This is a genomic window from Paucidesulfovibrio gracilis DSM 16080 (assembly GCF_900167125.1).
In the GTDB taxonomy this organism is placed as follows: Bacteria; Desulfobacterota; Desulfovibrionia; order Desulfovibrionales; family Desulfovibrionaceae; genus Paucidesulfovibrio; species Paucidesulfovibrio gracilis.
This window is the reverse complement of the sequence record NZ_FUYC01000002.1, coordinates 105,143-119,652: the sequence shown is the minus strand read 5'-3', so window position 1 is coordinate 119,652 and position 14,510 is coordinate 105,143. Positions and strand designations below refer to the sequence as shown.

The 14,510-nt window shown below is 50.5% G+C and carries 11 protein-coding genes; 6 read left to right on the top strand and 5 right to left on the bottom strand.

The features are described 5' to 3' along the window. The first annotated feature begins 51 nt into the window (after positions 1-51). Positions 52-870: a septal ring lytic transglycosylase RlpA family protein gene (locus B5D49_RS15095; protein WP_078716410.1), complete on the top strand. Its 819-nt coding sequence runs from the start codon at positions 52-54 to the stop codon at positions 868-870. A gap of 103 nt (positions 871-973) precedes the next feature. On the opposite strand, the gene B5D49_RS02825 is transcribed toward B5D49_RS15095, so the two are convergent. Together B5D49_RS02825 and B5D49_RS02820 are read right to left on the bottom strand one after the other, a co-directional pair. Next, the gene (locus B5D49_RS02825; RefSeq protein WP_078716409.1) at positions 974-1,924 is read right to left on the bottom strand and encodes a chemotaxis protein; all 951 of its coding nucleotides are present in this window, start codon (positions 1,922-1,924) and stop codon (positions 974-976) included. A gap of 121 nt (positions 1,925-2,045) precedes the next feature. Next, a complete protein-coding gene (locus tag B5D49_RS02820; protein WP_078716145.1) occupies positions 2,046-4,928 on the bottom strand; it encodes a PAS domain-containing hybrid sensor histidine kinase/response regulator in 2,883 nt (960 codons plus the stop codon). Between the two features lie 646 nt (positions 4,929-5,574). On the opposite strand from B5D49_RS02820, the gene wecB reads away from it, so the two are divergent. Genes wecB through B5D49_RS14695 form a run of 4 tightly spaced genes read left to right on the top strand, consistent with a single transcriptional unit; the run spans position 5,575 to position 9,327 of the window. After that, the gene (gene wecB, locus B5D49_RS02815) at positions 5,575-6,681 is read left to right on the top strand and encodes a non-hydrolyzing UDP-N-acetylglucosamine 2-epimerase (RefSeq protein ID WP_078716144.1); all 1,107 of its coding nucleotides are present in this window, start codon (positions 5,575-5,577) and stop codon (positions 6,679-6,681) included. Positions 6,682-6,703: 22 nt separating this feature from the next. Then, on the top strand, positions 6,704-7,762 hold the full coding sequence (locus B5D49_RS02810) for a glycosyltransferase (protein ID WP_078716143.1): 1,059 nt from the start codon (positions 6,704-6,706) through the stop codon (positions 7,760-7,762). Positions 7,763-7,765: 3 nt separating this feature from the next. Further along, the gene (locus B5D49_RS02805; RefSeq protein WP_078716142.1) at positions 7,766-8,530 is read left to right on the top strand and encodes an acylneuraminate cytidylyltransferase family protein; all 765 of its coding nucleotides are present in this window, start codon (positions 7,766-7,768) and stop codon (positions 8,528-8,530) included. Then, a complete protein-coding gene (locus tag B5D49_RS14695; RefSeq protein WP_144019081.1) occupies positions 8,524-9,327 on the top strand; it encodes a hypothetical protein in 804 nt (267 codons plus the stop codon). The genes B5D49_RS02805 and B5D49_RS14695 overlap by 7 nt, the downstream gene beginning before the upstream one ends. 50 nt (positions 9,328-9,377) lie before the next feature. Here the strand turns inward: B5D49_RS14695 and B5D49_RS02795 are convergent, their stop codons facing one another. Beyond that, on the bottom strand, positions 9,378-11,150 hold the full coding sequence (locus B5D49_RS02795; RefSeq protein ID WP_078716140.1) for a B12-binding domain-containing radical SAM protein: 1,773 nt from the start codon (positions 11,148-11,150) through the stop codon (positions 9,378-9,380). Positions 11,151-11,174: 24 nt separating this feature from the next. Then, positions 11,175-12,359 (bottom strand): class I SAM-dependent methyltransferase, encoded by a 1,185-nt coding sequence (locus B5D49_RS02790; RefSeq protein ID WP_078716139.1) that lies wholly within the window; start codon positions 12,357-12,359, stop codon positions 11,175-11,177. A 260-nt stretch (positions 12,360-12,619) separates the two neighbouring features. Between B5D49_RS02790 and B5D49_RS02785 the strand changes: the two genes are divergently transcribed. Then, on the top strand, positions 12,620-13,774 hold the full coding sequence (locus B5D49_RS02785; protein WP_078716138.1) for a hypothetical protein: 1,155 nt from the start codon (positions 12,620-12,622) through the stop codon (positions 13,772-13,774). A gap of 61 nt (positions 13,775-13,835) precedes the next feature. Here the strand turns inward: B5D49_RS02785 and B5D49_RS02780 are convergent, their stop codons facing one another. Then, positions 13,836-14,489, bottom strand: coding sequence for a class I SAM-dependent methyltransferase (locus tag B5D49_RS02780; RefSeq protein ID WP_078716137.1), 654 nt, complete (start codon positions 14,487-14,489; stop codon positions 13,836-13,838). Positions 14,490-14,510: the final 21 nt, after the last annotated feature.

Sequence of the window (14,510 nt, the reverse complement as noted above, 5' to 3'; positions counted from 1 at the left end):
CCACCGCCAGGGAGGGACCTGGCGGAAACACTGATTTTGTTGGAGGACCGCATGCAACGATCCGCTGTTCTACTCGTTCTTACGCTGGTGCTCGGGCTTTCCGGCTGTGCCACCGTGGACCGGGTACTCAGCCGACCCGCTCCCTCGCGTCACGGGACAGCAACACGCTCCCCGGACGTTACACCAGGTCGGCAGTACGCACCAAAGACCAAACCGTACACCGTCATGGGCAAACGCTACTACCCGCTCCGAACAGCCGCGGGGTATGACGAAGTGGGCATAGCCTCCTGGTACGGACGGGACTTTCACGGAAAGCCCACGGCCAGTGGTGACATCTATGATATGCACAAGATGACCGCCGCGCACAAGACCCTGCCGCTAGGAACCGTGGTCCGCGTGACCAATCTGGAAAACGGACAGCGGGTCAACCTGCTGGTGAACGATCGGGGTCCATTCGTGGGTACCCGGATCATCGACCTGTCCTATGCTGCGGCCCAGGCGCTGGGCAGCGACCGCAAAGGCCTGGCAAGGGTTCGCGTGCAGGCCGTGGGTACGGCCACAGCGCGCGGCACCATTCCCACCGCCACTGTGCCGCAACGGGGCAACCCGGCTCCCCCGCCCCAACCCACCGCGCAGGTCCGGGAAACACAGTACGCAATCCAGGTGGGCGCCTTTCGGGACAGAAGCAATGCGGACAAGGTGCTGCGCCATCTGCGCAGTAAAGGCTTTTCCCAGGCCCATGTCGCAGCCAGACGCACCAGCCGAGGAACGTTGCATCTGGTCCGCGTCCGCGCAGGCAGCAAAACCCAGGCAAGGCATGCCTTGGAACGGGTCCGCATCTACTACCCTTCCAGCTTCGTCACGTCCTGATCCGTGGCCGACCAACGCAAAACAAAAGAAACGGCCCCCGCATACCAGCAGGGGTCGTTTCACTGCATAAAAAGACCAAGATCGTGGCTGGATCAGCAGCCCCTCAGGAAAGAAGTTCCAGCAGCACTTCGGGCAGCTGCGCCATGTCCGCCTTGGAAAGCTGGGCATCGGCCCCCACGGCCTGCCCCTTATGCTCCAGGTTTTCAGACACGATGGACGAACAGAGCAGCACGGGCAGTTCCCGCAACTCCGAACGCTCTTTGATCTGTTTTGTCAGGCTATGCCCGTCCATGACCGGCATTTCCACGTCCGAAACCACGGCATGCACATAGTGGGACAAAGGCTCACCCCGCTTTGCGGCTTCCTTGGCCCAGGAAAGCAATCGTTCCAACGCCTCTCGCCCATTTTTGGCCTGGGTGACGCGCACCCCGGCCTGGGTCAGGTGATCACGCATCATGCCGCGGGCCAGCAGGGAATCATCCACCACCAACACCCGCGCCCCACGCCGGGACAACGCCTCGCGTACGTCCTCGGCCTCCTGAACCGGATCACACCGTTCCGGGCAAAGGTCCGCCACGATCTTTTCCATATCCAACAAATAAATGATCCGGCCCTCGATCTTGACCACACCGGTGATGGAATTGGATGCCAGACTCGAAACATACAGGTTGGGTGACTCCACATCCTCCCAACTGAGCCGGTGAATACGCGTTACCCCGGATACCAGAAAGGCCGTGCTGGTCTTATTGAATTCCGTGACAATCACCTTGGCTGCCTCGGAAGGAACCAGCTTTTTGCGGAGCCATTTTCCCAGATCCACCAGTGGGATGATCCGATCCCGCAGGGTAAAGGCTCCAAGGACGGCTGGATGGGAAATTTCGGGCAGGTCCGTCAGTTCCGGCACACGAAGAATCTCCAGCACCTTGGCCACATTGATGCCATAGTAGGTGCTGACCGAAGCCCCGCCTTCCACGCGTGGTTCCTCGGTCATATAAAACTCAACGATTTCAAGCTCGTTAGTACCGGACTCCAGCAGGATACTGCGACGCGACATGCTTGCTCCAAGGGGCTGCGGGTAGGCGAAATCCAACCTTTCCCCGCCATCCATCATTTTGTCAAGAACACCTCTGCCGCATGAAAAGAAATCATAGGATATCGGTCCGGTATCGAGCGCGTCAGTTCGGCGCACCCTGGCCGGAAGCCTTGCCTGTCAAACGCTGGATCAGGCGGGCCAGCGACTCCAGACTGACGGGCTTGGCCAAATAGTCGTCCATGCCCGAGTCCAGGAACCGATCGCGATCACCGCTCATGGCGTGCGCCGTGAGCGCGGCAATGGGAACGTCCCTGTTCCGCGGCCCGGCCTTGCCCGCCCGGATGGCCCGGGTAGCGGCAATGCCGTCCATGACCGGCATTTGCACGTCCATGAGCACCACGTCAAACGTGTCCAGAGCCAAAGAATCCAAAGCGTGTTTGCCGTTTTCCACGGCCGTGACCGTGGCGCCGAGCTTCTTCAAAAACCGTTGAAGCATGACACGGTTGACCCGGTTATCCTCCACCACGAGCACCCGCCAGGGCGCCGATTCCAGATGATGTGCATCCCGTTCCTGAACCGAACCGGACCGACGAATATCCAAAGGCACGCAGAACCACACCGTGGTACCCTTGCCCAGACGGCTGGTCATGGTCACCTCTCCGCCCATGATTTGCAACAGCCGCCGCACAATGGCCAATCCCAATCCCGTACCCTGGTAGTCCCTGGTGTGGGATCCGTCCGCCTGGGTAAAGGTGTCGAACACGCGCTCCAGCTTATCTTCCGGCACACCGATGCCCGTGTCTTCCACCGCCATGAGCAATCCGGCGCGGCGCATTGCCGAGGGACGTTCCATTGGATAAATGGAGAGGCGCACCTCTCCTTCATGCGTGAACTTGATGGCGTTTCCGAGAATATTGAACAGCACCTGGCGCAATCTGCCGGGGTCGCCGGAAAGCCCCTCCGGCACATCCGGATGAATGTCCAACACGAAATCCAGCCCCTTGGATGCGGCCTGCTCCCGGAACATGACCACCACGGGCTGGAGGTATTCCCGCAGATGAAACGGCTCCCGCCGCAAAACCAGCTTGCCCGACTCGATGAGGGAAAAATCCAGAATGTCGTTGAGCACGCTCATCAGTCCCCGGGCCGAATCCAGTGCCGTGTCCACGTACTCTTTCTGTTCTTCGGTGAGCGCTGTGATGCCCATGAGCTGGAGCATGCCCATGATCCCGTTGAGCGGGGTCCGAATTTCGTGACTCATATTGGCCACGAATTCCCCCTTGGCACGCGAGGCAACCTCGGCGGCATCGCGCGTGCGCTCCAATTCCCGGACGAATCGATTGCGCTCGGTCACGTCCAGGGCGGAAAAAATCACCCCCTCGTCCGGTTCCCCGGACCGGAGACTGGAAAAGCTGAGCAACACGTCCAGCTCGAATCCATCCCGATGCCGAAGCCTGGTTTCCACGGAGCTGCTGCCATGCGACCCAAGCTGCTCCTCTTTGAACCGCTGTATCCTGGCGTGCTCCGCATCGGACGGATACAGCTTTGCCGCAGACATGCCGTCCAGTTCCTCGCGGGTATGTCCCAGCATGTGCGCAAGCTGTTCATTGCTCCACCGCACAACACCGTTGCGCTGCATGCCGATGCCCACGGGAGCGGCCCGAAGAATCCCCCGCACCTGGGCCTCGCGTTCGCGCAGTTCCTGTTCCATGAGCCGCCGTCGCTCCACCTCGCCCTGCATTTCCTCATTAGAGGCGAGCAACTGCTCATTCACCGCAGCCAACTGCTGGTTCATGGCCTCCACTTCGCGCTCGGCAACCCGGCGTTCGGTAATGTCCGTGGAAATGCCGCAAACTCCAAAAATCCGCTGCCGTTCATCCCGCATGGGAAACTTGGTGACCATCCAATAGTATTCGCGATCCTCGTGCCAGACCAACACCTCATGAGTGGATGCCTCGCCCGTTTCCATGGTCATCCAGTCCCAGCGCCGGTGCTCCCTGGCGCGGTCCTCGGGAAAAAGCTCCCTGTCGGTCCGGCCGAGAATCTCTTCCTGCGGCCGCTCCAGGTAGTTGCACATGCTCACGTTGCAATAAATAAAACGACCGGCCCGATCCTTGGCGTAGATCATGGGCGCGGAATTCTGCATGATGCCCGAAAGCAGGGCCGAGTACTCCCGCAAACGGCGTTCTGCGCGCCGCCACTCCGTTGCATCATGCACCACGGAATACACGAATTTTCGTCCCTGCATCTCCAGTGGACCGCTGAACACGTCAACTTCCCGGATTTCTCCGTTTTTCAGGATGTGCTTGAACCGAAAATGCTTGCGACTGCTTTCCCGCGTCCGCTCCAGGGCGCGATCCAGCCCTCGCTTCATCAGCGGGTTGACGGAACTGAGCGGAAGTCCCTGAAACTCCTGGCGGTTGTACCCGTAGAATTCAACCGCCGCATTGTTGGCGTCCACGATCTCTTGCCGTTCCGGATCAATAAGCAGCCGGATGGCGGGATCTTCATAAAACATGGTGCGGAAATGCGAGGTATCTTCCAGTAGGGACTGCGTGGCGTCATCCCCTGGCGCCGGGCGAAGCGCGCAATACACGGTCCCCTGTTCGGGATCGCCGCCCAGAAACACGCCGTCCAGCAATAACCAAACAGAAGGTCCATCCCGCGGCTCAACACTCCAGGGATTCCCTCGGGACTCGCCCTGCCGTTGAATCGTGTCCAGCAACGTATGCAGACGCTGCAAGGCCGCAGAGGAAAGCTCGGATCGCAGATCACTGCCGGTCAGTGCTTCGGGAACAGCTCCCAGCAAGGTCGCAAAGGCCATGTTGCACCGCGCCACATTCCCGGAAGACGTAAACGAAACCACGGCCTGGGTGGAAATATCACCAAGACGTTCCTTGGCCTTTTCCCTTGCCCGAGTCCGTTCGTACTTTTCCGACAAGACCTGGTGCTCGCGCTCAAGCTCACGAAATTGTCGGCGCAATTCGCGAAGCTCACGCTCCACTGTTTCCGGCTTGCTACTCATGCAAATCCCGTTTCATCCCCTAGTGGCGTCACACACCCCAGGGGGACGTCCCGGGGCTGCCCTCCTTTTGCAATGATTCCAAAAAGAAAACAACAACATTTCACCCCGCCGATCCACTGGACTCCACCTAAGCAGGGAACCATCTATAGCATGCCACATTCCCCTATTTCCGCCAAGTCCCGAAGGGAAATTCGCCTGGAAGGAGTATAGAAGTCAAAGCCCCAGGGGCTTGAGTCGATGATTGGCAGTTGCTATAATACATTTTGAAACTCCTGTTTTGCCAGTTTTTTGGCCAACAGCGCCAATTGGCCTTTGAAAACCAATACTGCAGGCTGCGTAAGAATGTATGAGTGCAAGGCACAAATAAACGTCAAGGTCAACGTGTACCTCCGGTACGCGAGATCTGAAGTTTTTGAAGCACGCGGCAATTGTGCGGCTTTCAACAGCTTGCTAAGCTAGAGTTGAATATGCTTTCCTATGCCTCGCGTTTTCCATCTGCTGCATACAGAGAATGGCGATCGGAAGAGATTGGATTACACTTTCCAGCAAGATAACAACAAATAAAGGCACTCCCCAAAAAAACAAAACGGCAACCGTATAAAAATTAGTCTTTACATATCAAAAAAGATGAGAAGAACTAAACGCAATGTATACTGTACACCTTGTCATCGCAGCACGACCAAACATCATGAAGGTTGCACCTGTTTACCATGCCCTGAGCTGCAAAGAAAATTTTTCCGTCACCCTGCTCCATACAGGGCAGCACTATGACCCGTGCCTTTCTGATCAGCTGCTCGCGGAGTTGTCTCTGCCAGCCCCACAACACAACTTTGCCGTCGGCTCAGGCAGCCATGCCCATCAAACGGCCGGTGTATTGACGGCCTACGAAGACTTTCTCCAAGAAACCAAACCCGACATCTGCATTGTCGCAGGTGATGTCAATTCAACATTGGCCTGTGCCCTAGCCGCTGTAAAGCTCCACATCCCTGTCGCTCACATCGAGTCAGGACTGCGCAGCAGGGACAGAACAATGCCGGAAGAAATTAACCGCATTCTGACAGACCAACTAGCATCCATTCTTTGGTCCCCTTCTGCAGATGCCGACGCGAATCTCCGTTCTGAAGGGATACCCCCGGAGAAAATTTCCCGCGTGGGGAACTGCATGATCGACTCGCTGGTTCACCTGCTCCCCAGCATCCGAAAAAGAGCCGCATGGAAATCGTATGCCGCACGACCTCAGTCCTACAGCGTGGTCACTCTGCATCGGCCTGCCAATGTGGACTCTCCGCAAAGACTCTACAATATCATAAAAGGACTCTGCTCCCTTGCCGACGAAACACAAATCATCTTTCCTGTTCACCCAAGAACCGTAGAGAGCCTGAAACGACTCAATTATCACAAACTCTTAAGTAGCCATCCCTCAATCGTTTTGATCGCCCCCTTGGGGTATCTTGATTTTCTTTCCTTGGTGGAGTCTGCCGCCACGATAATCACCGACTCTGGCGGAATTCAGGAAGAAACCTCATACCTTGGCATACCGTGTCTGACCTTGCGGCCGAACACTGAGCGGCCAATCACCTGCACAATGGGAACAAACCAGCTTGTCGAGCCAAACCAATTACCTGAAATATATGCACAGACAATCGCAACAACACGAAGCGCCCCCCCCAAAATCCCCTTATGGGACGGAAATGCCGGCATAAGAATTGCTCAAGACTTACAGAACCGTTTAGATTCCGGCATAGCAATCTGACCCTCACGGGAGCACACAACCAATGAGTAAGAACCTCAGGATTCTATTCGTCCACAAAAATCCTTGCGCCCGAGCCTACAAGGAAGCCGTGGCCCTGACTGGATTGGGGCACAGCATAGATATTGCTTGCGAAAAAAATGATCAGCATCCTGACATCACCCAGTATATAGATACAATATATAAATATGCGGATTATGATCAACTCGCCGAAATTATACGCAAAGACTGCTGGGACATCGTTCACTGCCACAACGAGCCGAACATGCCGACCGTGGTGGCAACACAAAACGCCAGCAACTGCCCTGTCGTCTATGACTGCCACGATGTGACCGGATTACGCCAGCAGCTTGACCCAGAAAGGCGCGAGAACGAACGACGCTGCTTTGAGGAAAGCGACGGCGTGATCATGGTTACGAATACGTTGGTGGACGTGATTAGCAAGCGTTATAATGTTGACAACATTATTGCATTGCCATGCTATTGCCTTGTGGAAAATGTTCCACGTGTACAACGTAAAAAGTTGCCGGGAAATCACCTTGTATATCAAGGTATGATCTTGGATAGCGGTATACATCCATTAGAATATAGGAATTACTATCCATTTTTCAAAGCCATGGTGGAGAAGGGCATCCATGTACACGTTTACTGCTCTATCTTTAATCCAAAAGTATTATCCTCATATATCCACCTTGATCAATCCACAACATTCTTCCATTTCCACCAACAGGTTCCATATGAACAATTACTGGACGAACTGGGTCAATACCAATGGGGTCTAGCTGCCTTTAATATCGAAGATATTCATGAAAAAGACAAACTTCTTTTTCTCAACAGCATTTTGCCAAACAAATTATTCGACTACATTTTTTCCGGGGCTTGCCCGATAGTTATGAATAATGCAACAGCTGGAAAGTGGTGTGAGAAACACGGTGTAGGATACCATGTGCATTCATTGGATGAAATGCTTGATGTTCTGCTCAACAGCCCTCCCATCGCACCGGTTGACGACCTCTCTTTAATCAGCATGGAGAAACATATTCGTGCTGTAGAAGAGTTCTATTTCAAACTGCTGCAGGAATAGATAATGGATCTCAAGACAAAGCGACGCCTGACCGATACGTTTTTTCCAGGTACAGACCCGATCATCAGAAACATTTTGTTACAAAGTCCATTGCAACATGACAAAGTTGTGGTCAACATCGCGGCCCGCGCCGGGTCTAGCAGGATCCCTAAAAAAAACATCAAGCCACTTTGCGGGAAACCCCTGATGGCCTACAGCATCATCATGGCCAAATCCATCGGGGTCGATCGGGTCATCGTCAGCACTGATTCAGAAGAATTTGCTGAAATCGCCAAAAATTTTGGGGCGGAAGTACCATTTCTCCGCCCCAAAAAATTGAGTACTGGTTCAACTCCTCCAGGTTTCGTTACCTACTATATGGTAAAACGGCTTTTGCTTGAGGGCTATCCCGTGGGAACCTGGGTGGAGCTACTTCCGACCACACCGTTTCGCAACTATTGGACTCTGAAAAAATACCTTACGCTCCTAGAGCGTGCAGGCAATATTTCCACAGCATTCTGCCCAACACCTCCACAGCATGAAATGCGACACGATGGTCAAACCATACGCATCCCAAACGCAGCAGCACTTAGCGATAGCTATTGCTTCTATAAAGTATTCAGCGGATTTGTCGGGAACAAGTTGAATAACTTGGAATCCAGGTGGCAAGAGTATGTCTTAGTAAACAATCCCGTTGAACTGCTGGACATTGATACGTATGAAGACTTTCTGTTAGCTGAAGAAATAATACTGTCTGGATGTTACGACTTCGGAATTGATTTATGTTGATATTTATCTCTTTGACTTACCACACAGGAATTGAGCAACAACTGCTGTCGCATCCGGCAATTGGCGAATACATCTATAATTGCACGTTGCAATCTATCGCCAACGCTGGAGAAAAGGCATCAGGGGTACTGGTCAGCCATCCCGTGCCTTTTAAGCTTGGAAAAGAGACCATACTCCTGCCAGCTAGGAAACGATATGAAGCGGAGATAAACGCCATACAAAGCTGGGATGCTGCACAAAAACAGACAGCTAACGAACACTGGGTTGTCATTATCAGGCCATTCCTCGGCCTTTTTACTTCCCATCGCCTGCTTGAATTTCGTTCGGGGCTTATGCAGCAGAAAATAACACACGACACGGAAAGTTCCCCCATAGTACATTCGGTTGTACCTTACTCGCAGTATTCCAATCCAGCATGGAACCTCCGTGCCGTTCCAAAACGCTTTCGATCCGGAAACGAAATTCGTCTTCCAAAGATAAAAGGCATGGTGCAGGACCAACCAAAGGATACCTGCCATGAAGTTTACGAAGCTACCAAAAGCTTAGGTTCACAACGGAGCCAGGATGCAAAAACAATATACTATGATGATGAGGTGATCTACTCTATTCGCACAAAAAAAGAAGGCAATAACAAAATAAACCCCGCAACATCAATTCAAATCCAATACAACCCTAAAAGCAGCGACACTCAATCCTTATTCTACAGACTGCCACTCTTTAGTTTGAGTCAAAATGAATTTCCAGACTGTACTACATTGGAAAAACTGTGTTCGTATTGGATACACAAAACAAAATAACACAAAAAGGAATTTCCTCGCAACGCCAGCGCTGATATCATTTTATAGCGCTATGGCACAATGCGATTTCCTAGCGACATCTTCTGTAGTTGTTTAACGATGTCTCTTTTGTAGGAAGAAAAAATGAATATTGGTGCCTTTTCTAAGTCATACAATGCGTCTGGCAAAACAACAGGCACACCTTCCGGAGTACTCGTGCCATGCAGCTTGGGATTGCTGTCGATAACACGCTTGATTGTGCATCCATCCAAAAGATGATGTCTCTGGCGAAACGCCTCTCCGTACCCCCAAACATAAACATCCTTGCCCACAAACTGCTTTGCAATCTCTGCGTAAACGTATTCCTGTTCTTTTCCAGAGGAAAGAACAGAATATTTCCCTTGCAAAATAAGCTTCATTTTAGCTGCGAGAATCTCATTTTTTAATTCATCTACACTATATTTCTCAATCGGATACGAACCAGCAGGATTGAGAAACTTCAAATATAGAATTTGTCCCTTTTTATGCCAATCCTCTGAGTCTCTTTTTGACATCTTATCGTCGCTAATATGTTCACTTATGGGAGCACCTGGAAAAATAGTGAAATAAAACCAATAGACAGTGGAGAGGACTGGATCAAAGGGAAGTTTTGAGACAAGCTCCAAAGTCTCTTCAAAGTGCTCATTAGACTCAAGCGGATTCGCACCAATGAAATGATAATTGATCTGCACATCATACTTTGCCATATGTTTTGCAAATGAAACAATATGTGCATTTTTCTGAAATCGTTTATATACAGACTGTGCAAATTTCTCAGCACCAGTTTGAATGCCTATGGAAGTACAGTCAAGTCCGCCTTCGAGCATGACATCCAGAATATCCTGGTGTTTTTCAGGGATGGACGGATGAACATAGGCAAAAAAAGGAAGATTTATTTCATCTCTATATCGCGTAAAAAGCTCCATCAAAAAGTCATATGACCCGACAAGAAACTCATCCTTAAAGGAGACTCTTTTCGCTCCGCGTTTTTTGGCACGTTGTAATTCGTCCATTATCTGATGTACAGGACGATTCCTACGGGGAGGCATATTCCTTCCATTATCCTTATAAATCTTTCTCCAATTACCTCCAGAGCAATAGGTACATTTCCCGACGCAACCACGACCAGCCAATATGCTATAATTCTCTTCAAAAGTTGCAGGGTCAGCATCATAGATCGAGTTATTCTGGACAAACGTACAATTATCGCCAAAGAACATCGGATGAGGATATTTTGAAAGGTCGATTGCTGGAGCAGAAAGCCTGTTTTGCTGATACCCGTTTTCATCTCGGTAGGCTGTATTTTCAATTCCAGTGAGTTTATCTCCGCGATCAACCCTGCTCGCTATTTCAAGACATGATTCCTCCCCTTCCCCCAAAACAACGATGTCATATGCATCAAGATACCTCACAGGAGATAAAGTCGGACCGAACCCCCCCGCGATAAGGAGCGCTTCCGGTATTTGTTTTTTTATCCTTTTCGCGAAATCAATCGCATAGTCATCAAAAAACGATCTCGTACTGATGCCGATCACGTCGGGATTGTAGTCCTGCAACGTTGCATCGAGTAATCCCCATTCAATGGAAGAAACTTTGTCCACGTCCAGGCCATGACCATACAGTGTTCCATTTCGCACTATCTGGTATTGCTCCGGCGACTGAGCTGAAGAAGTAATTTGCCTTTGAATCAATCTCTTGACAAAAATTAATTGAACATCATGATTGTAGCGTTCCAAATAAGAAGCAATACACCTCATTCCAATTGCTGTAGTGTCGTAGAATGTAACGAGTGAAACTTTTGCCATGACAATCTCCACTAAAGCACAAGGTTATGGAATTTGGACTTTACCCTGAAACACATAAGGTATCTGCTTCAAGATTTTTTTCTTTGCATGAGAGGCAACCAGAATAGCTTCGCCACCCATCCGACTTGCTTCTATGGGGGTAACAACTGGTATTCCTTCGATTTTATGACCGACCTTGCTGGTGTCGTTCTCAATAAAGGCCAAAATCCTGTCTCGTGGAAAAATCTCCTGCAAAGACGTGTACAAGGAGCCTGTTCCCCAAATATAAAATCGCTTGTCCGGATTTCTTTTCATAAAATCAAGATATGCCTTTCTTAAATGTTCAGGCTGAGTCGACAGTTGGACATTTCGCGTATCAACCATCGTGTTTTTTCGTGGGATGCATTTTTCTATCGGGAATGTCGCATCCTGCACATAAGAGCCGGGTCCGATATCGTTATACAAAATATCAAGCTGTAGAGCGTCGCTGCTATTTGTTTTCGTGTCACAGTTTGCGACAAAGAACACTCTTCTGATATAATAACCTTTTCTGGGCAGTGACACCGGTAACACCCTTTCATAGACTGTTTCAAACCCGGCCGACAAAAGCAAATTGCGTACAGCCTGCTTGGAGTAGTCAAAAACAAGCCCCCTGCCTTTGCGAAAATGTGCTGCGATGGTCCCCGCATCGTTGGCACCTTCTTCCACTTCGACAGAATTCTCCTTTACAAGACAGTTACAATCCAAAATCAACTTTGTTTTTGTTTTTTCCCGTAATTTTTCAAGCAATAACACTGGAGAGCAAGTATGATTCAACACCCCTAGGCAACAGGTAATATCAACCTGAGGTACTGTATCGAGAACCTCCTCACCACCGTGAATAAAGTGTAATCTATCCAATTTACAGGCAGAGGCAAGAAAGTTTGCCTGCTCAATCCAACGCTCAGAAACGTCAACCCCGGTAACATGCTCAAATCCAAACCGTCGCAGGCTCATCGAAAGCCATCCACAATTGCAGCCATAATCAAGGAGAGTCTTCTCGTCCGGCGTGATATCGAAATCATCAAATACATCTCGCAACAGCTGGGTGACAAAATGCTGATGACTTATCGCATTGCTGTGTTTGTTCCATTCCTGTTGGGGGATGGTATATAACTTGTCGGCAAGCTGGACTAACCGGGGCCATGGGCTTAACCGCTCGATTTCTCTTTCAATCTCTGCTCTGTCCATCAGTGCCTCCCGAAATTTGACCGCAATCCAAAATAGAAGTTAACACAGCCGCAGTAAAGCCTTACTGCTCCTACTGACCAGCGGCAGTCTTTTGAAATACGAATTACACCTTTATCCTTCAACGATATAAAAACGTTGCGGACCAACGCAATGCAAAATGGTTGACGACCTATCTCTGCACAAGATAGTTAAAATATCAGTAAGCAAAGTAGCATAAAAGTGAGTGAAGCAATCCTCCGCGGCCTCCCAAGGACATCTCTATGAAAAAAATACTATTCCACATAGGCACTCCCAAAACAGGTACGACCACCTTGCAAAATACCGTCATGAACCATGCTGAATTGCTGCGGAAGCATGGTGTGCATGTAACTCCGCGAGCTACCTTAAATGAAGTGCAGCTTATGTTGCAGGACAACATGGATTCCGGAGTCGATAATCTACCTGCAATTAAAAAAATAATTCAAAGTGAACTGAAATGCAAAGAAGACATCCTACTCATGTCACATGAAGCATTCGCAGGCGTATCATATATCCATCCCAACTCCATTGCGGATATGTACGCAGGGCATCTCGCCCGACTATTTGAAGACAATGAAGTCAAAATTATAGTATATCTCCGAAGACAGGATTTATTCATGGAATCCCGCTACACTCAATCCGTCAAAAATGGACTGGATCTTTCCTTTGCTGACTACCTGGGGCTTCACGCGGGCAACCATAACGACTGGGGTCACTTAGTAGACGCCTACGCAGCCCACTTTGGTGTTGAAAACATCATTGTCAAAGCATACGAACGTTCCGAATTAAAAGACGGTGACATTGTCGCCGACTTCGTGGATACCGTTGGGTTGCCTGATGCATTGCTTTCAATGCTATCCACGGGATCAATGTCCGCAGAGCAACAAAACACCTCCTACAACGGGCACGCACTGAAAGTACACAGGGTGTTCAACCAACAATTCTTCTTGACTGACAAGGAACGCAAAACACGGCTGGACGCGTTTGCCAGGACGCTTTCACCCGAAAACCGCAAGACGAAAGCGGATTACAGACGTGTTCACCAGGCGCTTGCACGGGGAGTGGACCCGGAGATTCCCAGACGCCTGGATATACGGCACGTGTTGCAAAAGGCTTCCTTCCCATGTCAAACAAAACCGTTATTGTTTACAAACAACGAACGTGAACGCTATCTGGACACCTACCGCGACTCCAACAACCGTATCGCCCGCAGTTACCTTGGACGCCCGGAACTATTCTCCAATGCTCTCCCCAAAGGGGAACGCGTTGACGAGTGCAGCGTCGACCTGACTGATCTTATCATCGCCTACGGTAACGCACTCGCGGATCACCGCGCGGAAATTGTGAAACTCAAGGAACAAATCCGGTCGCTGGAAGCCAAGCTCAAAGAAAACTAACCGTTTTTCAAGCTCTTAAAAAGGGGGAAAACTTTTCTCCCGCATCATGGATTCGCCCTTATCATTCTCCATATTCGTATTCGTGCCAGTGGTTCACACTCTTTTTTGACAAGGCAAGGGCTTGGCACTCCTGGATCCGTGTATACGACAGGTGGAACCCCAGTTTTCCCAATCGGTCACTGTCCACCCTCGGCTGCGGAACGACCAACACTCTCCCCTTGGGTGCCAAAACTTTTGAGAAAGACTCAAATGCTTGATATTGTTTTTTTTCATCCATGTGCTTCATGGAGTAAAAATCGATTATCCAATCGAAGGATGCACCAAACACCCCGCAGGACAAGCTTGAGTCCAGAACAAACCTCGGCCTTTTTTCCACCAAACCATGCAAAAACATCTCATAGGCGAACGATTCAGCAGATTTCCTATTGGAGTCAATTCCGAAATAGCAGGACGAATGCAGATACCGTACCAGATGAATGGCAAGCCGTCCCGCCCCGCAACCAAAATCCAAGACCTTATCTTCTGGAGCAAGACCACGCTCCAGCAAGTAGTCAAACTGATATTTACCCAGCACCCAGGGGCGCCCGTAGTTGTTGTGGTGAAACTCGCTGAGGACTCGATCATCCTTCCAAAATTCAACATGTTGGAGATCAACTTCACGAGTCGGAACTGTCATATTTTTGGTTACACGCCAATCTTCATCATCAAAGCGCATATTGCTTCTCCTCCTCGTCGG

Coding starts and splice junctions, on each gene's coding strand:
- B5D49_RS02785 (WP_078716138.1), top strand. CDS start 12,620: ATGAAAAAAATACTATTCCACATAGGCACTCCCAAAACAGGTACGACC.
- B5D49_RS02790 (WP_078716139.1), bottom strand. CDS start 12,359: ATGGACAGAGCAGAGATTGAAAGAGAAATCGAGCGGTTAAGCCCATGG.
- B5D49_RS02795 (WP_078716140.1), bottom strand. CDS start 11,150: ATGGCAAAAGTTTCACTCGTTACATTCTACGACACTACAGCAATTGGA.
- B5D49_RS15095 (WP_078716410.1), top strand. CDS start 52: ATGCAACGATCCGCTGTTCTACTCGTTCTTACGCTGGTGCTCGGGCTT.
- B5D49_RS14695 (WP_144019081.1), top strand. CDS start 8,524: ATGTTGATATTTATCTCTTTGACTTACCACACAGGAATTGAGCAACAA.
- B5D49_RS02825 (WP_078716409.1), bottom strand. CDS start 1,924: ATGTCGCGTCGCAGTATCCTGCTGGAGTCCGGTACTAACGAGCTTGAA.
- wecB (WP_078716144.1), top strand. CDS start 5,575: ATGTATACTGTACACCTTGTCATCGCAGCACGACCAAACATCATGAAG.
- B5D49_RS02810 (WP_078716143.1), top strand. CDS start 6,704: ATGAGTAAGAACCTCAGGATTCTATTCGTCCACAAAAATCCTTGCGCC.
- B5D49_RS02805 (WP_078716142.1), top strand. CDS start 7,766: ATGGATCTCAAGACAAAGCGACGCCTGACCGATACGTTTTTTCCAGGT.
- B5D49_RS02820 (WP_078716145.1), bottom strand. CDS start 4,928: ATGAGTAGCAAGCCGGAAACAGTGGAGCGTGAGCTTCGCGAATTGCGC.
- B5D49_RS02780 (WP_078716137.1), bottom strand. CDS start 14,489: ATGCGCTTTGATGATGAAGATTGGCGTGTAACCAAAAATATGACAGTT.